Raw genomic sequence first — 21,755 nt, forward strand, 5'->3', positions numbered from 1 at the left:
TTCATTACACGTTTTAGTTTGTCTTTTTTCTTTATTCATGATGCCAAACGGCAACCATAAACATTTATTCGCCCCGGTAGTTCGGTTCGCGCTTTTCCAGAAAGGCCGTTACGCCCTCCGCGAAATCCTGATGCCGCGCCATATACCGGGTGTAGGTGACCTCCAGATCGTTTTTTCGCTTCATCTGAAAATCCTCCTGTGCGTTCAGGCACGCTTTCAGGTACCGAAGCACCAGCGGGCCGCGTTTCACCAGCTCCCGCGCCTTGGCCATGGCCGCGGGCATCAGCTCGTCCAGCGTATCGACGACCTGCGTCACGCCGCCGTACCGTTGCAGCTCCTCCGCCGTCAAAAAGGTGCCGCAGTAGCACATATCGCGCTGGATCATCGGCGGCAGGATGCGCCCCAGATGGCCCGAGCCGCCGACAACGGATAGCTTGGCCTCCGGCGCGCCGAACACGGTGTCCTTCACCGCGATGGTGATATCGGCCCCCGCCGGGTAACACAGGCCGCCGCCCAGACAGTGCCCGTGCACCGCGCAGATGAGCGGCACGCGCAGCTCGTACAGCGCCAGCGCCCCATCGTAATACTTTTCCTGTACGTTGGTCACGTCCCGGTCGTCGATGCTCTTCTTAAATCGTTTGATGTCAACGCCCACGCAAAAGGTTTTGATATCCGAATGCAGGATGCATACCCAAATATCATCCTCCCGATCAATGTAATCGCACAGCAGCAGAATCTCCTCCTGCACCGTGCCGCTCGCCGCGTTAACGGGCGGGTTGTGCAGCGTCATGACCGCAATGTGGTCCTCCACGGTCAAAAACACCTGTTCCAGCTTGTGCGCGCCCACGTGTTCCACTGTTTTCATGTCCCTGCCTCCTCGTTTCCATAGCGTTCGCGGTAAGCCTGCCGGAGCTCGTCCCGGAAATCCGGGTGCGCGATAGAGATGAGCAGCCGCGCGCGTTCGCGCAGACTTTTGCCGCGCAGATCGACCGCGCCGTACTCCGTTACGATATAATGTACGTCGGTGCGGGTGGTCGTCACCGTGGTGCCCGGGGCAAATACCGGCACGATACGAGAAACGGTACCGTGCTTTGCCGTGGACGGCATGGCAAGAATCGCCTTGCCATTCGGACACATGGACGCGCCCCGCACATAATCGAGCTGCCCGCCGATGCCGGAAAACTGCTTTGCCCCCATGGATTCGGAATTGACCTGCCCGTTAAAATCGACCTGTAAGCAGGAGTTGATCGCCACCATTTTGTTTTGCTGCGCGATTACGACCGGGTCGTTGACATAATCGACCGGCAGCATCAACACATCGGGGTTCTGGTCGACAAATTCATAAAGCTTTTTGCTGCCCATCAAAAAGGCGGCCACCATTTTGCCCTTGTTCAGCGTTTTCGCCGCGCCGGTGATCACGCCCTTTCGGTATAGATCGACCACGCCGTCGGAAAACATTTCGGAATGGATGCCCAGATCCTTTTTATCGCCAAGAGATTTCAGCACCGCGTCCGGGATAGAGCCTATGCCGAGCTGCAAGGTCGAGCCGTCCTCGATCAGCGCCGCGCAGTTGCGGCCGATCGCCTCCTCCACCGCGCCGATGCTGCCGCCGCCCAGCTCGGGCAGTGGGCTGGACGCTTCCACCGCATAGGTAAGACGCGAAACGTGAATAAAAGAATCACCCATGGTGCGCGGCATTTGGTCGTTGATCTGCGCGATCACGATCTTTGCCGCCAGCGCCGCCGGCTTGGTGCCGCCCACCGAAACGCCGAACGAGCAAAAGCCGTGCTTGTCGGGCGGGGTCAGGGATACCAGCGCCACATCGACCGGCATGGTGCCGTCCGTGAAAAACCGGGGCGACTGATAGAAGAAAAACGGGGTGTAATCCGCCCGCCCTTCCTGCACGGCGGCCCTTGTGGACGGACCGACGAACAGCGCGTTGTGGCGGATGTGCCCCGCCATTTTGGGCAGCGTATACTCGCCCTTGCCCATCGGCACCCAATGAACGATCTCCACATTTTTATACTGCTCATAGTTTTGCACCATCGCGTCCACCAAGACCGGCGGCTCGTTCGCGGCGTGCCCGAAAAACACGCGCGCGCCGTCCGGTATATGCTTCACCGCCTCCGCAGCCGTGGTCAGCTTGGCGCGGTAGATCTCTTTCCAATCCTGCATGTTGTGTTCAGCCCCTTTTATGCGTTGTTACGAAAAATCAATGAGTACTTTCAGCATGGATTTATCCCGCCGCGCCGCCTCAAACGCTTCCACGGCCTTTTCCTTCGGGTAAACAGCGGAAACCACCCGGCGTAAATGCTTATCGAGCAGACCGTCGTCGATGATCTTGGCCGCGGCTTCCATTGAGCGCGCGGTCGAATTGCGCACGCCCAAATAATTCGCTTCATTAAAAATGATCGCGTTTACATCAAAGCCGCTTTCAAACGAACCGCTGCCCGGCATGCCGACCTGCACCATCGTCGCGCCCTGCCGCAGCATTTTCAGACAGGTATCGAAGCCGTTTTGAAAGCCGGTCACTTCAAAAACACGGTCAAATTTCCTGCCGCCCGTAACGGCGGTGCACTGCGCTTCAAAATCCGCGGCCGCAATATCTGCCACGTCAAAACCCAGCTCGCGCGCGATGCGGATGCGATCGGCGTTGATCTCGGCCAGCACCACGTGGGCAGCGCCGTTCAGCCGCGCCACCATACCGATCAGCACGCCGATGGTGCCCGCCCCGGCGATAAACACATCCTCGCCCGCCTGCAAGCCCGACCGCCGCACATCGTGCACCGCGATCGTCAGCGGCTCGACCAGCGCCGCGAGCTTCATATCGACCTCCGCCCGGAAGGGAACGATCCGGTCGGCGCGGCATTTCACATATTCGCTGTAAAAACCGTCGCAGCCCGCTCCCATGATCTCAATCCGCTTGCACAGGTTCTCACGCCCCGACCGGCACATCTCGCACGATCCACAGCCCTTGACCGCGTGGATCGCGACCTTATCGCCCGGTTTCAGATCGCGTCTTCGCACGCTGTCGATCGATACGATCTCGCCGCATACCTCGTGCCCCATGACAAAGGGCGGGCGCGCCGTCGGATGCTGGCCGGACATGATGTGCATATCCGAACCGCATATCCCCGCGTACCGGACGCGGACAACCGCTTCCTCTTCCTCCGGTTCCGGAATAGGCGCTTCCACCAGTTCCAGCTTGTTGATATCTGTTAAAACCAATTTCTTCATTGCTCTATTTGCCTCGTTTCCGGTGCCGCTGCACCATATTCAAAGAAATGCTGTAAGAAACCGTTCTCGGTACCGCTCCCGCAGAGGTTTCAGAAATATCCCCTGTAAAGTGTAATCATAGGGGGATTACCATATATAGCCGGTACCGTGACCGGCACCGTTCCCGCGATCGAATAAAGAACCGTCCGCCCACGAATGTTCGCTCATGAGCGGACTTTGCTTGTACTCTCCCTGACGCACAGCGTCGGCGCGATATCAATCGAATGCGCGCGCTGCGTGTTCGGCTCCTCCAACAGGTCGAGCAGCAGATCAACGCATAGCTGCCCTTTTTCTTCGATATGCTGATCCACCGTTGTCAGCGCCGGGCTGATCTGTGCGGCGATCGGGATATTATCGAAGCTGACGATGGAGATATCATCCGGCACGCGCATGCCGCTGTCGCGCACCGCGCTTTCCACGCCAATCGCCATATAGTCGGAAGCGACGAAAAGCGCGGTGATGTCCGGATGGTCGGATAAGATCTCTTTTGTGGCGGCATAGCCCGATTCGATCGAGTTGCCGCCCTCGCGGATCATTCCTTCCGTAACCGGAAGGTTTTCGGCGCGCATCGCGTCCAGATAGGCGCGGCAGCGTTCCCCGCTGGAGGGCAGGAAGTGCGGGCCGTTGATATAAGCAATCCGCCGGTGGCCCAGCCCCAATAAATGCTCCATCGCGAGCATCGCGCCTTTATAGTTGTCGGTACAGACCTGATAGGCGTTTGATAAGAACTGACACTTGCCTACCGTCACAAACGGGATATTGCTTTCCAGAAAAGTCGTCATCGCGCTTTTATGCTCGGGCAGCGGGCTGACCATGATCAGACCGTCCACCCGGCGCTGCTTGACCGCGTTAATGGCTTCCTTCATATCCTTGCAGCACAGCAGCAGCACATAATAGCCGCGCTTTTGCGCCGCTTTCAGCATGGTTCGCTGAATTTCGGAATAATACTGGTTTTTGAAAATATAGTCGATATCGTGCGGGATGACCACGCCGATGCAGTTGCAGCGCTTTTGCGACATGCTGATCGCGTACACGCTGGGTTGGAAGCCGTACTTTTCCACGATCTCCATCACCCGCTGCTTGGTTTCCGGCAGTACATCCGGCTTGCTGTTGAGCACACGCGAAACGGTGGATTTGGAAACGCCGGCTTCCCGCGCAATTTCAGATATGGTGATATTGGCCATCGTTTCTCCCCTCCTCCGTCCGTTGTTCCGTCTGTCTGATTCACACTATACGTTCAACCGTCCGCTTTGTCAATACCCGAAAGGCGTATTTTTAACCCCTCCGCGGCAATTTTGTGAACAACCGCCATTCTGTGCAGATGATCTTTGTATAAATCTCATAAAACCGTTCCCGCAGAGCATTTCCCATCGTTTTATGTGGATTTACAATAGGACTTTGTGCAGGTTGCATTATCTCCCGGGAACGGTTTCGTGCAATCTTTTCAAACTTATTGAAATTTCGCAAAAGCGCTTGACTTCCGCTCCGCTCCGGTTTATAGTTGCCATAGAAACAGGAATGCGCAGGAGATCGGTCCGGCTGTGCCGAACCGTCCGCGCCTTTCTTTTTGCAACGTCGCGGTACCGCTCCCGCGCAAGGCTTCAATCATAATATCGATAGGATCACTCGTGCTTCAAACGCTAAGGAGGCTGTCTAACAAATGAAAGAATTTAAAATGTACGCTGATATCGTCTATCAGGATTCGCTGCAAGACTTTATGGAAAGCGAACGGATCGATGGAAACGATTTTATCCTTACGAACGAATTTCTCTATCACGAATTTGTAAGTCCCCTCGCCCCGCCGTGCGGCGCGCTCTTTATCGAGGCCTACGGAAATGGCGAGCCGACGACCGATATGGTAGACGCCATTCGCAAGGATTTGCCCGCCGGCATTCGCCGCTTGATCGCGATCGGCGGCGGCTCGGTCATCGATATCGCCAAAATGCTCTCGCTTCATGTGCCAAGCGAAAAGACGGAGGATCTGTTTCTTGGCCAGCAAGCGCCCACGCGCATTTACGAGGTCTACGCCCTGCCCACCACCTGCGGCACCGGCAGCGAGGTAACGAACGCCTGCGCCGTCGAATTGACCAGCCTGCACACCAAGCGCGGTCTGAACAGCCCCTTGATGTTCCCGGCGAAGTCCGTGCTGATCCCCGCGCTGATCGAGGGCCTGCCCTATCGTTTTTTCGCCACCTCCTCGATCGACGCGCTGATTCACGCGGCCGAATCCTTCCTTTCCCCCAATGCCTCGCCGGTTTCCGAATTGTTTTCCAAGGAAGCGATGCGGCTGATCATCAGCGGGTATCGGTACATTCTGCAAAACGGAACGGACAAATGGGCCGACCGCGCCTCGGATTTTATCAACGCATCCAATTTCGCGGGCCTTGCGTTCTGCTCCGCGGGTTGCGCCGCCGTGCACGCGCTCAGCTATCCCCTTGGCGGCGGCTACCACATCCCTCACGGCGAGGCCAATCAGCTCGTTTTTGCCGCCACCTTCCGCAAATATAAGGAGAAGCAGCCGGTAGGCAAGCTGAACGCGCTGGAGGCGCTCTGGGGCGAATGGCTGGGCGTGCCCGCCGAAGAGGCGCTTGAAGCGGCCTTCACGCTGTTCGATCAGGTGCAGGCCCGCCGGCCGCTGCGCGAGTACGGTATCCCGCAGGATGCGCTTTCCGGCTTTGCCGAGGGCGTGCTCGCAGGGCAGACGCGCCTTTTGAACAACAACTATGTGCCTCTGACGATCGCGGATATGATTGATATCTATCAGGCGGTTTATTGATGGAAGAAAGCGAAGGGATGAAACATGAATAACAATTTAAAGGAGCTCAACATTTTCGCCGCACGGATCAGAAAGGCGGCGCTGCGCTCGATGAACTCATTCCATGGCGGCCACGTTGGCGGCTCCATGTCCATGGCCGATCTGATGGCCGCGCTATACGGCGCGGCCATGCGGGTCGATCCGAAAAATCCCCAGTGGCCGGAACGCGATTGGCTGGTCGTATCCAAGGGGCATTGCGGCCCCGCCGTTTACGGCACGCTCGCGCTCATGGGGTATTTCCCCGAGGACGAGCTGGAGACCCTGAATAAGGAAGGCACCCGCCTCCCCTCCCACTGCGACCGCAACCGTACCCCCGGCATCGATATGACCACCGGCTCGCTCGGACAGGGCGTTTCGTGCGCGGTGGGCGCGGCTTGGGCCATGCAGTACCGCGGCATGCCCAACACCGTATATACCATTTTGGGCGACGGCGAATGCGACGAGGGACAGGTTTGGGAAGCCGCCCTTTTCGCGGCGACCAAAAAGCTCGGCAACCTGATCGCCTTTGTCGATCAAAACCAAAAGCAACTGGACGGCTTTACCCGGGAAATCTGCGACGTGGGCGACCTGCGCCAAAAGTTTGAGGACTTTGGCTGGCACGCGCAGGAGGTGGACGGCCACGATATCGCCGCCATTCTCGCCGCCATCGAGCAGGCCAAACAAACGCCCGGCCAGCCTTCCATGATTGTGCTGCACACGGTAAAGGGCAAGGATTGCTGCTTTGCCGATCAGTATTACAACCACTTTATCCGCTTTTCGGAGGAGGATTATCAAAACGCTGCCGACTGGCTGGATCAAAAAATCGCGAAGCTGGAAAGTGAGGACTGAACCATGTACAAAGTAGTCAGCGAAATTCGCCCCGAAAACGAGGAAATGCGTGTAGCCTTTGCCGCTACCATGGAGGAATTGGCCGCGGCCGATCCCGATGTGGTCTATTTCGACTGCGACGTAATCAATTCAATCGGCATGACGGCATTCTCCCAAAAATATCCCGACCGCTGCGTCGACTGCGGCATTCAGGAAGCCAATATGATCTCCGCCGCCGCGGGAGCCTCCGCAGTCGGCCTAAAGCCCTTTACGCACACCTTCGGTCCCTTCGCGGCGCGGCGCGTCATCGATCAGGTTTACATTTCCGCCGCCTACGCGGGCCTCAATATCCGCATGGTCGGCTCTGATGCTGGCGTGACCGCCTCCTATAACGGCGGCACGCACATGCCGATCGAGGATATGGGCCTTTTGCGCACCATCCCGCAGGTCACGCTGCTGGAACCGACCGATTCGGTCATGCTGGCCGACCTGATGCGGCAGACCAAGGATCTGCACGGCGTATACTACATTCGCATCACCCGCAAGGTGACCGACCGCATTTTTGAGGAAGGCTCCACCTTTACCATTGGCAAGGCCGCCGAGCTGCGCGACGGAAGCGATGTGACGCTGGTCTGTTCCGGCTATTCCACTTCGGACACGCTCCGCGCCGCCGGGCTGCTCGCGAACGAAGGCATATCCGCCAAGGTGCTCAATATTTTCACCCTCAAGCCGATCGACGCCGAGGCGATCACCGCAGCTGCCCGCGCGACCGGCGCGCTCGTCACGGTTGAAAACCATAGTATCATCAACGGACTGGGTTCCGCCGTTGCCGAAGTGCTGGGCGAGACCTGCCCGGTCCCGCTCAAGCGCATCGGTGTGCCGGACGTTTTCGGCGAGGTTGGCTCGATCGATTACCTGAAAGATACCTTTGGCATGAACGTTCGCCATATCGTGGACGCGGCCAAAGAAGTGCTGCGCCGCAAATAAAACAGCTTCTCTCTTTTTCTCCTCTCTTCTATCGGCCGGCTGCCCGTTTTCTCCGCGCAGGAGCAAAACGGACAGCCGGTCCCTTTTTACGGTCGCCGGCTTTTGCGCTTTGCTGGCAGACATACCAAGCCGCCGCGTAACACATACGCGGCGGCCCGATTTTTTTATTCAGCAATCAGAACATCGATATGCAGTTTTTCAAACATTTGCCGCCACGCCGCGTCCGGCGGCCGGTCGGTAATGATCGTCTGCACCGCTTCAAAATCGGCAAGCTTGGGAAAACCCAGCTTTTCAAATTTGGAGCTGTCGCAAAGCAGCACCGTTTGCTTAGAGGAGGCAAACATTGCCTTTTTAATATTCGCCTCGGCCTCCACCGCGTCGAAAATACCGAATTTTTGCGAGATGCCGCAGCAGGAGAAAAACACCTTATCCGCATAGAAGCCGGTGCGGATCAGCTTTTCCGCTGTTTCTCCCACATAGGAAAGGTTCTTCTTGCGCAGCGCGCCGCCCGTGCAGATCACGCGCACGCCCTCCTCATCGCACAGCTCGAGCACCACGCGTTCGGCATTGGTGATCACGGTAATGTCTTTTCGAGCCTTGAGGTGTTTTGCCACAAAAAGCGAGGTGGACGAAGCATCGATAAAAATCGTTTCCCCATCGGCTACCAGCCCGGCGGCAAACGCGCCGATCCGGTCCTTGACCGCTTGGTTGGTCACCTCGCGCTCGCTGATGCATACGGATTTGTCCTCCGCCCGTTCGGGCAGAACGGCGCCGCCGTACGTCCGCTTCCAGCACGCCCCGCTCCTCGAGTGTTTCAAGGTCCTTTCGGATCGTTCCGGGGGACACGTCGAAATGCTCGCACAGCTCCACACAGGTGACGCTATGCCGCTCCCGTACCAAACCCACAATTCTTTGTCTTCGCTCTGCCGGTAATACCATACGAATCCCGCCTTTTCGCTCTGATAAACGCCCGCCCTGCTTGGCAAGATATGGCGTTTTTTCTCTCTTACCTCTATCTTACTGAAAAAGCGACCCAAACACAAGCTGTTTTTGTAAATTCACGCCAAGGCGGCCCGGTTTTTCACAACAGCAAAAGGCGAAGCACCTATCGTACTTCGCCTTTTGCGTCGCGCTATTTAATGGATCAGCGCTTTCATATGCTCGATCGAACGCTTTGCCGCTTCCTCGCCGTTCGGCACGGGCAGGCACTCGACTGAGAGGATACCCTCATAGCCGATCTCGTCGAGCGCTTCCAGCATGCGGCCAAAATCGAATTGACCGCTGCCGCAATACTGGCGGGAATTGTCCGCCAGATGGAAGTAGCCGAGCCGCCCCTTGCAGCGACGGATGGCCGCGATCGGGTCGCATTCGTCAATGCCCATGTGGAACGCATCCAGATGCGCGTAGCAGTTATCAAGATTATACTTCTCCAAAAAGGACATGGTCTCTTCCGCTGTTGTGAAAATGTTCACCTCGTAGCGGTTGATTACCTCAATATTCAGCTTAACGCCGCGCTCCTTGCCATAATCGTTTAGAATGCGCATATTTTTGGCCAGACGCGACAAATATTTTTCACGGCTGCCGCCCTTCGGCACATTGCCCTTGACCCAGCCGACCACGATATCGGCGCCGAACTTCTGCGCCATATCGATATACTGTCGCATGCCGTCCAGCGCGGCCTGCGCGATATAGGGCTCGTCCGCGATCAGGCTGCACATGCCTTCGGTATTGAGCCTGCCGGTGATGACCATGCCGACGCGCGCGCCAGTGCGCTCGGACACGGCGCGGATCGCGTCGTAGTCAAATTCGACATCCTCGCGGGTGTGCACCTCAATCGCGTCATAGCCAAGTCTTGCCGCCTTTTCGAGGTTTTCTTCCACCGTTCCCTTGAGCAGGATCGGCGCCGTCGCCGGCGCGTCATCCGCTGAAGATACGGCAAATTTCCAATTATACATCAAGCCGCCTCCTAATAATAAAGCCGGATTTGCGAATGGGGCCTCGCAAACGAGGCCCCATCCACATGAGAGAGAGAAGAATAGGAAAGATATAAAGGATAGAGAATTGAGAGCGAACTTAGTCGTCGAAGGTCAGCATGACCTTGCGGGCAACTTCCTGATTTTGCGCCATCTTCATGGCTTCGTCCAGATCGTCAAACTTGTAGTAGTGGGAAACCAGACCCTTGAAGTCGTACTTATCCTTGATCTTGGACATGAAGCGGATCGTGCGCGGGAACCAGTTGGTCGTGCCGCCGGAGCCCGAGATGTGCAGGGTCTTCCAGATGGTCTTGCCGATCTCGACCGGAACCTTGCGGCCGATGGAGTGGCCGACAACGCCTACGCGGGCGGAGTGACCGGCAATATCGAACAGGGACGCGATGCCGATGTCGTTGCCCGAGCACTCGATGACAACGGACGGGCCGCGACCACCGGTCAGGCGCTTGAGCTCAGCTTCGAGCGCGCCCGGCTCCTTGAACTGGGAGGGGTCTACGGTCAGGGTCGCGCCATACTTCATGGCGTTCTGACGGCGGGACTCTACCGGATCGATCACGATAACGGTCGCGCCGGAGGTAGCCGCTACCATCGCGGCAGAGCAGCCGATCGGGCCGCCGCCGATGATTGCAACATCATCCGAAGCGTCGGGATCACAGTGGTTGCCCCAAATGCCCCAGTAAGCAACGTTGAAGTTCTCAACAAAGATGCCGATTTCGTCAGACCAATCGTCCGGGATCACGTGGGTGTAAGCTTCCTCGAGGATCATGTATTCGCCAAAGCCGCCGGGCGAGTCGGGACGGAAGCCGACTTCACGCATGTTCAGGCACGCGGAGGACATTTTGCCGTCCTTGCAGTTTGCACACTCATGGCAGGGCAGCACGCAGTCGCCAACGACCTTGTCGCCAACCTTAACGGAGGAAACGCCGGAGCCGATCTCAGCCGCGACGCCCACCCATTCGTGGCCGGGGGTGTAGGGGCCCAGATCGTAACGGCCTTCGGCCGATTCGCCTTCAAAGCACTCTACGTCGGACTTGCAGATACCGCAGGCCTTCAGCTTGATCAGGATCTGGTTGGGCTTCAGCGGCGGCAGCTCGAGCTCCTCGATGCGCAGATCGAACGGACCATGCATAAACGCAGCCTTGCACTTGTTAGGACGATTCATAATTAACGCTCCTTTTCTTAACTGTTTATTCGTTGCGGCGGGGCCATGGGGAGACCCAAGTCCCCGCCGCGGTCATTCGTTTTCAGACGCCGGGAATCAATACTCCAGCGTGTAGATGTGGCGGCCGCCGGGCTCGTTCGGCCCCTTGATGACGGCTTCGATGTCCTCGCGCGAACGCTGGGTCATCTTGTCGATCGGAGGCAGCTTGCCGGCCGGGTACATCTCGAGGATGTCGTTTACGAGCTTCTCGAGGTAATCGAGCGTGCGCTCTACGCCTGCTTCCGCCTTCTTGCCATCAGCCATGCGCGCATCACCAATAACGCCCTCGGGCTGGCAGATGCATTCCATGCCGCAGGAACCAAACGCGTTGTACCACTTGATCGGGCCAGCACCGTCCTCAGCAGAGGTATTGATATGGCCAGCGGGCAGGAGCGGAGCCTTGTTGACAGCGATCGCGTCTTCCATGTGGATGAATTCCGGGAAGAGCTCGAGGCACCAGGACTGCTCGACTTCGTCAGCATGTACGAACGGCATGTCGTAGGGCCCGCCCTTCTCCTTGGTGAACATCTGATCGCCCGCGCAGTTCCAGAAGTGGGTGTACAGCACGATGCCGGGCACCTGCCACTTCTTGCCGAAGGTGTGGATCGCAAGCGGGATCACATAGTCCTGACCGTGGCCGTTGACGATGATGATCTTGCGGAAACCGGTGTTCCAGTAGCCGGCCAGCACATAAGCGATGTAATCGGCCAAGATCTTTTCGGGGATCATGATGGTGCCCTTCTGGCCGAGGTGGTGGTACGGATGCGAGCCATACCAGATCGGCATGGCGACCGTGCAGCCGGTCTTTTCCGCTACCAGCTCGCAAAGGCGGGTATCAAGGTAAGTATCCTCGCCGTAGGGGGCGGAAGGACCGTGGTTTTCGGTGGAGCCGACAGGCAGCAGCAGTACGTCGTTCTTTTTCAGGCGCTCGTCGAGCATCTTGGTGGTCATGTTCTGGTAGTAGATGCCGTCCTGCGCTTCCATGTGTCCGCCCTTAGCGGGCAGGTTCCATTTGGACATAATTTGTTCCTCCTTAGTTTTCTTGAAGTGTGTGTATTTATATGGTTGTAAAGATAGATCGCGAAAGTGATTACAGGCGCGGGTAGCTGGTGGATACCAGTACCTTGCCGGCGGTGATCTTCATACCTTCGAGGATGTCCTCAAGGTTGAAGCGGCCGGTGCACATTTTGCGCATATCGATACGGCCGGAAGCCATCAGCGCGATCACATCGGGGTAGATGCCCTGACCGGACTGGCCGTTGGAGCCCGAGATCGTCGCCGCGTTCCACTGCCAGTTGAAGATATCGACCGGGGTAATGCCCACGGTGTGGCCGATCTGCACGGTCTTGCCGCCGATCGCCAGCGCCTTGCCCATAACGGGGTAGGTAAACTTGGTGGCGCCCGCGCACTCCGCGAAGAGCGAGATGCCCGCGCCGTTGGTCATGTCCATCAGCATTTCCGCCTGCTCGTCGGGAGACTTGAAGGAGGTGGGATCGTACACGTAGTCCGCGCCGCAGGCCTTGGCCAGCTCCACGCGCTCCGGCACGCTCTCGAAAGCGATCAGCTTGGCAGCGCCCGAGGTCTTGAGCAGCTGAATGGCAGCCAGACCAATCGGGCCGCAGCCGAATACCGCCGCGTGTCCGCCGGGACGAAGGCCGCCGCCGCGAACGAACAGGCCGTTGTAAGCAACGCCGGTGGGCTCGATCATCGCGCCCAGCTCGAAAGCGGTCATCTTGTCGCCGCCATAGTAGTTCATGATATCGTTGAGCTTGTAGCAGTACTTGGCATGAACCGCCGTGTACTCGGCAAAGCCGCCGTCATATGTAAGGCCGGGCTCTTCAAGCTCCTTGCACTGGTTGAACATGCCGCGGCGGCATGCGTCGCACTCGCCGCACCAGTGCATGGATTCGACCGATACCAGATCGCCTACCTGCAGCTTCTTGACGTTCTTGCCTACCTCGACGATCTCGCCGGCGAACTCGTGGCCGGTGATGATCGGGTACTTGGAGTGTCCGTCATACATCGAGTAGCCGTCCGCGTCCTGCTTGAGCAGGTGAGCGTCCGTGCCGCAGATGCCGGCGGCGCCTACCTTGATCATGACCTGCTCGTCGCCGCAAACCGGCATCGGACGGTCGGTCACAGAACCGTGGATGTTCTTCCAGATCTGGTTGCCGCGCAGCGCACGTCCGGTCGTCTTTTCCCGTTCGGAAAGGACATAGCCTTCACGCGGCGCGTGATCCGCTTCCACATAAAATGCTCTCATTTCATTATCCTCTTTTCGTCAGCAGTTCGTTTGGTTGCTTTCCTTCGTGGTTTATGGTATATCCGGGGGTTTAAGGAACGCTGCGCGCCTTGCGTTCCCTCTTTGCTTTTGTGTCTCTATTATAGCTTTGCACGCCGCTTTCCGCTATATTTTTCTTGTGCCATGTTTTCTTTTTGAGGGCCGTTTTTCGTGAAATCCCGCCTCGTTCTTTCACATTCTTGCGAGCACCTAATTCTTGCGGTGTCCGGCGCCCCTTTCTTGGGCATTCCTGCTTTCCTCTCCCCCTTCCCCCTCCCAAACAAGACCAATATGCGCTGTTTTGGCGATTATTTATAATTTACACCCTTCTTTTTGTTTACTTCGCATAATCGAGGCGCAAGGTATAAATCATTGTGAAATCATCAGAACGCCGGCCATATCGCAAAATTTCCATTCCCCTTGCGCGCGGTATGGGCAAAAGCACAGAGCCCCGGCGGCACGCGCAACGCGGCCCCGGGGCAAATAAAGAGGGCCGGAACTTACGTTCCGGCCCTCGATGCTGCTCTTACATCTTATATATAGGAGCAGTTTGGGTCTGTCATTACTTTTCGCTCTTCTCTTCAGCCTTCGCAACAGCAAGACGCTTTGCATTAGCTTCCATACGGCTGCGGACTACGTCGACGAATACCGCCGCGATAATGATGGCGCCGATAACGATCAGCTGCAAGTCGGACGAAACGCCCAGCAGGTTACAGCCGTTGCGGATAACGGTGATCATGAACGCGCCGATCAGCGTGCCCCAAACGTTGCCCTTGCCGCCGAGGAAGGACGCGCCGCCGATGATACAGGACGCGATAGCATCCAGATCGCCTTCCTGCGATGCCAGCGGTACCGCAGAGTTCAGACGGCCGATATACACGACGCCGGCCAGCGCGCAGAAGAAACCGCTCAGCGCATAGCAGGTGATCTGTACATTATCGGTATTGATACCGGCCAGACGGGCCGCTTCCGAGTTGCCGCCGAAGGAGTAAATCTTACGGCCAAGCGGCGTCTTGGAAAGGAAGATGTGCATCAGAACAAATACAACGATCGTCAGGATAAACGAGAGCGGAATGCCAACAGGCTCCGCGGTGCCCACGGTCAGTACGCCCTTCGGGAAGCCGGCGATAGAAGCCGAGCCCATGATAACGAGCGTGATGCCGCGGTAGATGTTCTTGGTGCCCAGCGTTGCGATGAAGGGGTGAGGCAGGTGCAGCTTGGTCAGCAGCAGGCCGTTGATCATACCCGCTACCGCGCCGATGACCAGACAGATGACGATCAGGACGATCGAGTTGACCATCGTATCGGCGGAAAAGAATTTCTTCATCAATACGGCGGTCACGCCGGTCGAGATCGCGAGCAGGGAGCCCGCGGACAGGTCGATACCACCAAGCAGGATAACGCACAACATGCCGACGCTCATCAGCGCCACGATCGGCACCTGACGCAGCAGGTTTAGGATGTTGGTCATGGTAAAGAAGTTGCCCTTGGTCGCGATGCCGAGCGCTACACAGATCAGCACCAGAGCAAGCAGCGGGCCGAGCTTGCCGAGAGCGTCCTTAAAGGACGATTTTTTCGTGGTTTCAGTCATTCCAAAGTTCCTCCCCATGCGGCTTTCATAATATCTTCCTGATTGAAGTGTTCGGAATCACGGTCGATCTTCGCCATGATTCTGCCGTGACGCATAACGATCACGCGGTCGCTCATGCCAAGGATCTCAGGCAGTTCGGAAGAGACCATCAGCACGGCTTTCCCCTTTTTGACCAGATCGTTCATGACGTTGTAAACTTCGATCTTTGCGCCGACGTCGATACCGCGCGTCGGTTCGTCGAAGATGTAGATATCCGCGTCCGTGTTGACCCACTTGCCGATAACGACTTTCTGCTGGTTGCCGCCCGAAAGCGAGCCGACCGGCGTTTCCAGCGTCGGCGTCTTGATGCGGTAGGTCTTAACGTTCTCTTCCGCTACCTTTCTGTGCTTGCTTTCATCGAGCAGCAAGCCCTTGCGGTCGCGGTCGATCGTGGCAAGGTGCAGGTTGTTCATGACCGATGCATCGAGGATCAAGCCCTCGCCCTTGCGGTCCTCCGTCAGGAACGCGATCTTGTTATGGATAGCGTCCGCCGGACGGACGATATTTACCTTCTTACCTTTAATGTAGATATCGCCGCTGTCGCGGATATCCGCGCCAAACAGCGCGCGCATGGTCTCGGTACGGCCCGCGCCGACCAGACCGGAGAAGCCGAGCACTTCTCCCGCGTATGCGGTAAAGCTAACATCATGCAGAACGCCCGCGCTGTTCATGTGCTCAATGCGGAGCATTTCCTCGCCCTTCTGGGCGAATTCCTTCGGGAACAGGTTGTCAAGGCTGCGGCCCACCATGTGGGAGATCAGCAGGTCCTTGGTCATTTCCTGTACCGGCGTGGTGGAGATCCATTTGCCGTCACGCATGACCGTGATATCGTCGCAGCACTCGAAGATCTCTTCCAGCTTATGCGAAACGAATACGATCGAAATGCCCTTATCCTTCAGCATCTTGATCGTTTTGAAAAGCTGTTCTACTTCCGACTCGGATAGAGACGAGGTCGGCTCGTCCATGATGATCAGCCGTGCATCCGAAAGGATGGATTTGCCGATCTCAATTGTCTGCTGCACGCCAAGGCCGAGCTTCGAGCATTCCGTACGGGGATCGACCGGCTGTCCGAGGTCGGCCATGATCTCCGCGGCGCGCTTGTGCATTGACTTATAATCACACAGGGGTCCCTTGGTTTTGTAATAGTTGATAAACAGGTTGTCCGTGACGTTCAGTTCCTGAACGATGTTCAGCTCCTGATACACACAGCCGACGCCCGCGTGCTTTGCGACCATCGGGTTGGTCAGATGGACCTGCTTACCATCGATAAATATCTGGCCCTTATCCGGCTGGTTTACGCCGGTAAAAACCTTGATGAGCGTACTTTTACCCGCGCCGTTTTCTCCGATTAGACCATGCACGGTACCCTTGCGCACCGTAAAGGACATATCATCCAGCGCGACAACACCAGGGAAGTATTTGGTGATATTCTTTAACTCCATGATTACTTCGTTCATAATGCCGCAATCACCTACTTTCGATAGATACGTTTTAAAAGGAAGCCGGGGGATATTACTCCCCCGGCATTGCCTTTCCCCATATAGTTCAAGACTTTCAGGGTAGCTGTTTCGTTCTTACAGTACTAAGTACGGATCAGCTCTCGCCTACCAGCTCCTTGAGGTTCGCTACGAAGTCGGCAGCGTTCTCCGCGCTGACCATCTCCGCGCCGGAATCGATGCGATCTTCGATCGTTTCGCCCTTGGCAAGCTTAACAGCGTTCTCAACGCCCAGCTGGCCCATCTTGTACGGGCTCTGCGCAACGGTACCGACCATTACGTCGCTGCCGCCGGCGATGATCTCGCAAACCGGGATCGTGCCATCGAAGCCGATAACCGGAATGGTCTTGCCCGCGTTGGTGATTGCGCGCTCAGCGCCCTGCGCCATGGAGTCGGCGGTGGTGCAGACTACGTCAATGTTGTCGTAGCGGTTCATCAGGTCCTGCATGACGTTCATGCCCTTCTCAGCCTCGGAGTCGGCAGCCTTGATCTCAAGGATGTTGACGCCAGCGGCTTCCAGACCGGCCTTGAAGCCAGCTTCGCGCTGATCATGGGTGGTGTCGCCCGCACGGCCGCGCAGGATGATGGCATTCTTGCCTTCGCCTACGAGCTTGCCGGCGAAGTCGCCGCCGATTTTGCCGGCTGCTTCGTTACCGGTGCCGATGAAGGAAACCTTCTTGTCAAAGGTCGGCAGGTCGGTATCAACAGCGATAACCGGAATACCGGCATCGTCAGCCTGCTGCAGAACGGGGATAACGGTGTCCGGAGAGGACGGAGCCAGACAGAGCACGTCGATCTTCTGACCAACGAGGTTCTGGATCATGTCAACCTGAGCCTGCACGTCCGATTCCGAGTTCGGAGCGATGAAGTCCAGCTTAACGCCGAGGCGGTCAGCCGCTTCCTTCGCACCCGCCTGAACGAGTACCCAGTACTGGTCGGCCAAGCTCTTTACAACAAAGCCAACATGCACATCGCCGCCGGCGGCACTGTCGTCGCCGCCCTCAGCGCTGGTGTCCGGAGTCTTTGTGTCGTCGGTCTTGGCCGGTTCGCTGCCGCAAGCGGTCAGCGACAATGCCATGGCACCCGCCAACAGCATTGCAAGTAATCTCTTTTTCATTTTTCTTCCTCCTTGAGTGTTTTATATAAACCAACCGAGTGGTTCATATCGTCTCTTAGCGCGCCGCCACCCCTCACGGGAGGAATTATGTACTGCGGCTGCGCGCACGCATAGGGTTCACAGGGCGCCGTTCTTTGGGTCGGTTCACTCAGCCGATGCATATATGCACCAAATGAAAAGGGCGCCTCTTCTATAAAACGCCCACGCCGGCAAGCAGCCTAACCAAAATATTGCGGGTGCGGTTTTCACCGCCTGTCCCTGTTTATCGGTGCGCCCGGCATGTCCGGACAACACCCGCCCTCAAGCGTGCAATTAGCATATCATGTTCCATCGTCGTTTTGCCATACAATTATTGCGGCGATTACACCCTTTTAGGGTTGTTTTAAGCCTCTTCAAGAATGTCAATTTAGTAATCTTGCGTTTTTGGGCCTTTTACGGACTTGTAACCTCATCCCGTTCAGTAACTTGCACAAATAAATCTTAAATTTTTGTGCAACTTTTTCAAAGAATTCAAGCACTGTCCGGTTTTTCTCTTTCTTGCGAACAAAAGTTGCTCAAAACTTGTGCCTTTTTCGCATATGATATGGTATCCTTTTGATTTCTTGCGATTCCACCCGCCTGTTTTTTGGGGTTCGAGCGATTGACAAGTTTGCGCTGACGTGGTATAAAGTTAGCGCTATCTATTAAATCTTGCGGTATGGACAAGACCGTCCGCGCCGTCATCCGACTATAAAGGAGGTTTGCCACGTGATCCAGTGCTTTGCCGATTCTGCGTATCAGTCCAGTTTTGAGGCTGGGAAAACGCCCCGCTTGCTTTTCGCCAGCAAGATTGACTCGTCCTATTCTTCACACCCGCGCGTGCTGCACAAACACAACGATTCTTTAGAAATTCTATATGTTCGCTCGGGCACCGGCGTATATATCATTGAAGAAACGCGCTACGCCATCAAAGCAGGCGACATCATCATTTGCAATTCCGGGCGGCTGCACGACGAGGACCCCTCCTGCAGTCAGGATCTAAACACCCTTTGCATCTCGGTATCCGACGTCCACGTGATCGGCCTGCCGCAAAACCATTTGATCGACGCGCAATACTCCCCCGTTTTCCCCGCGGGCGAATCCGCCGAAATCGTCGGCTCGCTGATGACCATGATTCACAGCATGCTCGCGAGCGATCCTTCCGGCTCGGTGGAGACCTGTCAGCACCTTACCGTCGCTTTGCTGTGCAAGCTGCTGCTCGTCATCCGCAAGCACTGTGCGATCGCGGGCGATACGGTGCACACCCGTACTGATATTATTGTAGAACAAGTGAAGAGTTATATCAACACGCATTTTGACGAACCCTTCACTTTACAAGATATTTCCGATTCCATTCATGTAAGCCCATACCATCTTTCCCATGTTTTTAAGGCACAGACCGGTTATTCACCCATGCAGTACACGCTGCGCCGCCGTTTGGGCGAAGCGCAAAGCCTGCTGATCTCGACCGGGCTGACGATGACGGAAATCTCCGTCATGGTCGGTTTTGGCAATCCGTGCCACTTCAACACCATGTTCTCCAAATATATCGGCATGTCGCCCAGCAAATACCGCTCTTCCTATGTCGATCGGAAAAGCGGTGAAAAAATACCGGAAACGAGGAAGCTGTTATGACCTTATCACTTGCCGTTTATATCTTCATTATTATTTCCATTTCCTTTATCGTCAAGGGTCTGGCGGGCTTCGGCGATCCCCTGATCTCCAATCCGCTGCTCGCCATGCGGCTGGACAACAAGGACATTACCCCCGCCCTGCTTCCCGTTTCGCTCATCCTGAACGCCTTTATCGTGCTGAAAAACCGCGCGGCGTTTTCTCTGCGCGCTGTCGCGCCGATCGCTTTTTGGGTGCTGCTCGGCATCATCCCCGGCACGATGCTCCTCAAGCTCGGCGCGCCGTGGATCCTCAAGGTCGTGCTCGGCCTGCTGATCATCGGCCTGGGCATCGAGATGCTCACCCGCAAGGATACGGGCGATATGAAGCCCAATCCGGCCGTTCAGGCGATCATGAGCTTCCTCTCCGGCGTTACCGCGGGCCTGTTTGGCATCAATATGCTTTTCCTGATCTACTTAGAGCGCACCGCAAAGGGCCGTCAGGAATTTCGCGCCAATGTGTGCTTTGTCTTTTTTCTCGAAAATCTGTTTCGCACGATCGTTTACATCTATAACGGCATTTTCACCGCGTTCACATTACAGATCACGCTGGTCACCATTCCCGCGGCCTTCCTCGGCATGTGGATCGGCTCGCAGATCGACAAGCATATCGACGAAAAGCGCATCAAAAAATTGATCATCTATGTATTTATTCTCGGCGGCCTATCAACGCTGATCAAAGCGCTGCTGTTCCGCGCCTGATAGAGAGGACAATCCGAAACCGACATGAAGAAACAATCTTTTTTCGGGTCTCTTGTGCCCCGCGACCGTTTCATGGTGGGCAACCTTTTCTTTCTGTATTTGATCCAAGGTATATTTACCATCCTGATCGGCTCGATCCTGCCGATGATGAAAGCGGAATACGGACTGGACTACCGCATCGGCGGTTTTTTGATCTCGGCGCACTCCATCGGCAACCAACTCACCGCGCTGATCGCCGGTCTGGTGGCCCTTGGACTGGGCACCAAGCGTTCGCTCTTAATGTTCAACGCCATGCCCTTTATCGGTTTTGCGCTGACGCTGGTCACCGGCAATCCGCTGCTTTTGATTTTCGCGTTGCTGCTCACCGGCGTTGGCCGCGGCGCGATTAGCAATTATAACAACCAGATCATCAGTTCTCTTTCGGGGGGCTCGGCGGCGCCGCTCAACATGCTGCATGGGTTCTTTGCGATCGGCGCGGTCTCCGCGCCCTTTCTTGTGCTCTTTTGCACCCGGAACAGCGACCACGGCTGGCGGTATGCCGTCATTGCCATCATCGCGCTCGGCATCATCTCGATGATCTCCTCGCCCTTTATGAAAATGGACAGCGCGCCCAGCGCGGATTCCGCCGAGGGCGGCAGCTCATTCGGCTTTTTAAAGGACCGGCAGCTTTTACTGTCCGCCGCGATCATGTTTTTCTATCAATGCGTCGAGGCCTCGGTCATGGGCTGGATGGTCACCTACTACATCGATTCCGGCGTCGCCACACAGGATTCGGCGCAGCTTCTCACCTCGCTGCTTTGGGTGACGATCCTCATCGGGCGCTTCGCGTGTTCAGCGCTTGCCAGCCGCTTTTCATCCGCGCGTATCATCCTGTTTTTGTGCAGCGGCATCATCCTGTTCCTTATTGTTCTGCTTTTCTGCCACAGCCTTGTTCCCATGCTGTTCGGTACGATCGGCCTCGGACTTTCACTTTCGGGCATGTACGGCACGACGGTCGCCAACGCGGGCGACGTTTTCGGTAAGTATCCGCTCGCCATGGGCGTATTCGTCACGGCCAGCGGCATCGGCGCGATCATTACGCCCTCGATCATCGGCGCGATCGCACAGCATACCGACATGCGCCTCGGCATGGGCGTATTGCTCTTCCCCGCCGTGATCGCCCTGCTGCTCGCCATCCGCAACCGGGTAAAAAACCCCGGGTAAATTAAAAAAATCCTTCGGACAGCGCATAACCGTCCGAAGGATTTTTTTATTGGAAGCTCTGAAACACGCCCAGCGCGCCGTGCGAGGCGGCCAGCACGATCAGCCCCGCCGTGACCACGCCGCACAGAATGGAGAACAGCGCCTTGCCCTTGGGCATTTTCAGAATGGTCGCGATCAGCGCGCCAGACCATGCGCCCGTTCCGGGCAGCGGTATCGCAACGAACAGGAACAGACCGATGCGCGCGTACTTGGTGACTTTGTCGGTCTTGCTCAAAAGTTTGTTTTTATAAGCCGTGCCGAGCTTGGTGAACGGCCGCAGCGAGATCACCCAGTCGAGTATCTTTTCCCCGAAAAACAGCAGAAACGGGATCGGCAGCATATTGCCGAGGTATGCGAGCGGCAACACGACATGCCACGGCAGTCCGGCCGCCACACCGAGCGGCACCGCGCCGCGCAGCTCCACCAGCGGCACCATGGAAATGATCGTTACCGCCAGCTCCGCGCCCGCGCCGAGCAGCCAGTTGAATAAATCGGCAAACATGTATTCCGTCCTTCCTTTTT

General features: G+C 56.6%; 19 protein-coding genes and 1 pseudogene. 6 read left to right on the top strand and 14 right to left on the bottom strand.

Annotated elements, in window-relative coordinates:
• Positions 1-64: 64 nt before the first annotated feature.
• The 4 genes from RWV98_RS11690 to RWV98_RS11705 form a co-directional block, all read right to left on the bottom strand.
• Positions 65-865 (bottom strand): enoyl-CoA hydratase/isomerase family protein, encoded by an 801-nt coding sequence (locus RWV98_RS11690; RefSeq protein WP_317860905.1) that lies wholly within the window; start codon positions 863-865, stop codon positions 65-67.
• Entirely contained in the window at positions 862-2,175 is a 1,314-nt protein-coding gene (locus RWV98_RS11695) for an acetyl-CoA hydrolase/transferase family protein (protein WP_317860906.1), read from the bottom strand. Before RWV98_RS11695 ends, RWV98_RS11690 begins: the two co-directional genes overlap by 4 nt.
• Before the next feature lie 27 nt (positions 2,176-2,202).
• Complete coding sequence (locus RWV98_RS11700; RefSeq protein WP_317860907.1) at positions 2,203-3,237, bottom strand: zinc-dependent alcohol dehydrogenase; 1,035 nt, start codon at positions 3,235-3,237, stop codon at positions 2,203-2,205.
• Positions 3,238-3,440: 203 nt separating this feature from the next.
• The gene (locus tag RWV98_RS11705) at positions 3,441-4,460 is read right to left on the bottom strand and encodes a LacI family DNA-binding transcriptional regulator (protein ID WP_317860909.1); all 1,020 of its coding nucleotides are present in this window, start codon (positions 4,458-4,460) and stop codon (positions 3,441-3,443) included.
• A 476-nt stretch (positions 4,461-4,936) separates the two neighbouring features.
• On the opposite strand from RWV98_RS11705, the gene RWV98_RS11710 reads away from it, so the two are divergent.
• From RWV98_RS11710 to RWV98_RS11720, 3 genes are read left to right on the top strand one after another with little or no spacing between them, the layout of a single operon-like run.
• Positions 4,937-6,052 carry an iron-containing alcohol dehydrogenase gene (locus RWV98_RS11710; RefSeq protein ID WP_317860910.1) on the top strand — a complete coding sequence of 372 codons (1,116 nt, stop codon included), beginning with the start codon at positions 4,937-4,939 and terminating at the stop codon, positions 6,050-6,052.
• A 24-nt stretch (positions 6,053-6,076) separates the two neighbouring features.
• Positions 6,077-6,919 carry a transketolase gene (locus RWV98_RS11715; RefSeq protein WP_317860912.1) on the top strand — a complete coding sequence of 281 codons (843 nt, stop codon included), beginning with the start codon at positions 6,077-6,079 and terminating at the stop codon, positions 6,917-6,919.
• Positions 6,920-6,922: 3 nt separating this feature from the next.
• Positions 6,923-7,885 (top strand): transketolase family protein, encoded by a 963-nt coding sequence (locus RWV98_RS11720; RefSeq protein ID WP_317860914.1) that lies wholly within the window; start codon positions 6,923-6,925, stop codon positions 7,883-7,885.
• Between the two features lie 164 nt (positions 7,886-8,049).
• Here the strand turns inward: RWV98_RS11720 and RWV98_RS11725 are convergent, their stop codons facing one another.
• The 9 genes and pseudogenes from RWV98_RS11725 to RWV98_RS11760 form a co-directional block, all read right to left on the bottom strand.
• Complete coding sequence (locus tag RWV98_RS11725; protein ID WP_317860916.1) at positions 8,050-8,703, bottom strand: DeoR/GlpR family DNA-binding transcription regulator; 654 nt, start codon at positions 8,701-8,703, stop codon at positions 8,050-8,052.
• A 31-nt stretch (positions 8,704-8,734) separates the two neighbouring features.
• A pseudogene (locus RWV98_RS19455) lies at positions 8,735-8,824 on the bottom strand (hypothetical protein); the annotation flags it as partial.
• A 197-nt stretch (positions 8,825-9,021) separates the two neighbouring features.
• Positions 9,022-9,840: a sugar phosphate isomerase/epimerase family protein gene (locus RWV98_RS11730; RefSeq protein ID WP_317860918.1), complete on the bottom strand. Its 819-nt coding sequence runs from the start codon at positions 9,838-9,840 to the stop codon at positions 9,022-9,024.
• 118 nt (positions 9,841-9,958) lie between these two features.
• On the bottom strand, positions 9,959-11,038 hold the full coding sequence (locus RWV98_RS11735; RefSeq protein WP_280960754.1) for a zinc-dependent alcohol dehydrogenase: 1,080 nt from the start codon (positions 11,036-11,038) through the stop codon (positions 9,959-9,961).
• 96 nt (positions 11,039-11,134) lie between these two features.
• Positions 11,135-12,097, bottom strand: coding sequence for a 3-dehydro-scyllo-inosose hydrolase (gene iolN, locus RWV98_RS11740; RefSeq protein ID WP_280960755.1), 963 nt, complete (start codon positions 12,095-12,097; stop codon positions 11,135-11,137).
• Positions 12,098-12,167: 70 nt separating this feature from the next.
• Positions 12,168-13,340, bottom strand: coding sequence for a scyllo-inosose 3-dehydrogenase (gene iolM / locus RWV98_RS11745; protein ID WP_280960756.1), 1,173 nt, complete (start codon positions 13,338-13,340; stop codon positions 12,168-12,170).
• Positions 13,341-13,920: 580 nt separating this feature from the next.
• On the bottom strand, positions 13,921-14,949 hold the full coding sequence (locus RWV98_RS11750; protein ID WP_280960757.1) for an ABC transporter permease: 1,029 nt from the start codon (positions 14,947-14,949) through the stop codon (positions 13,921-13,923).
• Positions 14,946-16,445 carry a sugar ABC transporter ATP-binding protein gene (locus tag RWV98_RS11755; protein ID WP_317860921.1) on the bottom strand — a complete coding sequence of 500 codons (1,500 nt, stop codon included), beginning with the start codon at positions 16,443-16,445 and terminating at the stop codon, positions 14,946-14,948. Before RWV98_RS11755 ends, RWV98_RS11750 begins: the two co-directional genes overlap by 4 nt.
• Positions 16,446-16,581: 136 nt before the next feature.
• Complete coding sequence (locus RWV98_RS11760) at positions 16,582-17,601, bottom strand: sugar ABC transporter substrate-binding protein (protein WP_317860922.1); 1,020 nt, start codon at positions 17,599-17,601, stop codon at positions 16,582-16,584.
• A 747-nt stretch (positions 17,602-18,348) separates the two neighbouring features.
• Between RWV98_RS11760 and RWV98_RS11765 the strand changes: the two genes are divergently transcribed.
• From RWV98_RS11765 to RWV98_RS11775, 3 genes are read left to right on the top strand one after another with little or no spacing between them, the layout of a single operon-like run.
• Positions 18,349-19,254, top strand: a complete 906-nt coding sequence (locus RWV98_RS11765) for an AraC family transcriptional regulator (protein WP_280960760.1) — start codon at positions 18,349-18,351, stop codon at positions 19,252-19,254.
• Positions 19,251-19,991, top strand: coding sequence for a sulfite exporter TauE/SafE family protein (locus RWV98_RS11770; protein ID WP_280960761.1), 741 nt, complete (start codon positions 19,251-19,253; stop codon positions 19,989-19,991). The genes RWV98_RS11765 and RWV98_RS11770 overlap by 4 nt, the downstream gene beginning before the upstream one ends.
• 24 nt (positions 19,992-20,015) lie before the next feature.
• The gene (locus RWV98_RS11775) at positions 20,016-21,194 is read left to right on the top strand and encodes an MFS transporter (protein WP_317860924.1); all 1,179 of its coding nucleotides are present in this window, start codon (positions 20,016-20,018) and stop codon (positions 21,192-21,194) included.
• Between the two features lie 46 nt (positions 21,195-21,240).
• Here RWV98_RS11775 and RWV98_RS11780 read toward each other — a convergent pair whose 3' ends face one another.
• Complete coding sequence (locus tag RWV98_RS11780) at positions 21,241-21,735, bottom strand: COG2426 family protein (RefSeq protein ID WP_317860925.1); 495 nt, start codon at positions 21,733-21,735, stop codon at positions 21,241-21,243.
• Positions 21,736-21,755 lie beyond the last annotated feature (20 nt).

It is taken from the genome of Agathobaculum sp. NTUH-O15-33, assembly GCF_033193315.1.
GTDB lineage: Bacteria > Bacillota > Clostridia > Oscillospirales > Butyricicoccaceae > Agathobaculum > Agathobaculum faecihominis_A.

What these genes read in the sequence shown, in the direction of transcription:
- RWV98_RS11770 (WP_280960761.1), top strand. Translation starts at nt 19,251, where the DNA reads ATGACCTTATCACTTGCCGTTTATATCTTCATTATTATTTCCATTTCC.
- RWV98_RS11700 (WP_317860907.1), bottom strand. Translation starts at nt 3,237, where the DNA reads ATGAAGAAATTGGTTTTAACAGATATCAACAAGCTGGAACTGGTGGAA.
- RWV98_RS11710 (WP_317860910.1), top strand. Translation starts at nt 4,937, where the DNA reads ATGAAAGAATTTAAAATGTACGCTGATATCGTCTATCAGGATTCGCTG.
- RWV98_RS11715 (WP_317860912.1), top strand. Translation starts at nt 6,077, where the DNA reads ATGAATAACAATTTAAAGGAGCTCAACATTTTCGCCGCACGGATCAGA.
- RWV98_RS11705 (WP_317860909.1), bottom strand. Translation starts at nt 4,460, where the DNA reads ATGGCCAATATCACCATATCTGAAATTGCGCGGGAAGCCGGCGTTTCC.
- iolM (WP_280960756.1), bottom strand. Translation starts at nt 13,340, where the DNA reads ATGAGAGCATTTTATGTGGAAGCGGATCACGCGCCGCGTGAAGGCTAT.
- RWV98_RS11760 (WP_317860922.1), bottom strand. Translation starts at nt 17,601, where the DNA reads ATGAAAAAGAGATTACTTGCAATGCTGTTGGCGGGTGCCATGGCATTG.
- RWV98_RS11735 (WP_280960754.1), bottom strand. Translation starts at nt 11,038, where the DNA reads ATGAATCGTCCTAACAAGTGCAAGGCTGCGTTTATGCATGGTCCGTTC.
- RWV98_RS11730 (WP_317860918.1), bottom strand. Translation starts at nt 9,840, where the DNA reads ATGTATAATTGGAAATTTGCCGTATCTTCAGCGGATGACGCGCCGGCG.
- RWV98_RS11690 (WP_317860905.1), bottom strand. Translation starts at nt 865, where the DNA reads ATGAAAACAGTGGAACACGTGGGCGCGCACAAGCTGGAACAGGTGTTT.
- iolN (WP_280960755.1), bottom strand. Translation starts at nt 12,097, where the DNA reads ATGTCCAAATGGAACCTGCCCGCTAAGGGCGGACACATGGAAGCGCAG.
- RWV98_RS11775 (WP_317860924.1), top strand. Translation starts at nt 20,016, where the DNA reads ATGAAGAAACAATCTTTTTTCGGGTCTCTTGTGCCCCGCGACCGTTTC.
- RWV98_RS11695 (WP_317860906.1), bottom strand. Translation starts at nt 2,175, where the DNA reads ATGCAGGATTGGAAAGAGATCTACCGCGCCAAGCTGACCACGGCTGCG.
- RWV98_RS11720 (WP_317860914.1), top strand. Translation starts at nt 6,923, where the DNA reads ATGTACAAAGTAGTCAGCGAAATTCGCCCCGAAAACGAGGAAATGCGT.
- RWV98_RS11750 (WP_280960757.1), bottom strand. Translation starts at nt 14,949, where the DNA reads ATGACTGAAACCACGAAAAAATCGTCCTTTAAGGACGCTCTCGGCAAG.
- RWV98_RS11755 (WP_317860921.1), bottom strand. Translation starts at nt 16,445, where the DNA reads ATGAACGAAGTAATCATGGAGTTAAAGAATATCACCAAATACTTCCCT.
- RWV98_RS11780 (WP_317860925.1), bottom strand. Translation starts at nt 21,735, where the DNA reads ATGTTTGCCGATTTATTCAACTGGCTGCTCGGCGCGGGCGCGGAGCTG.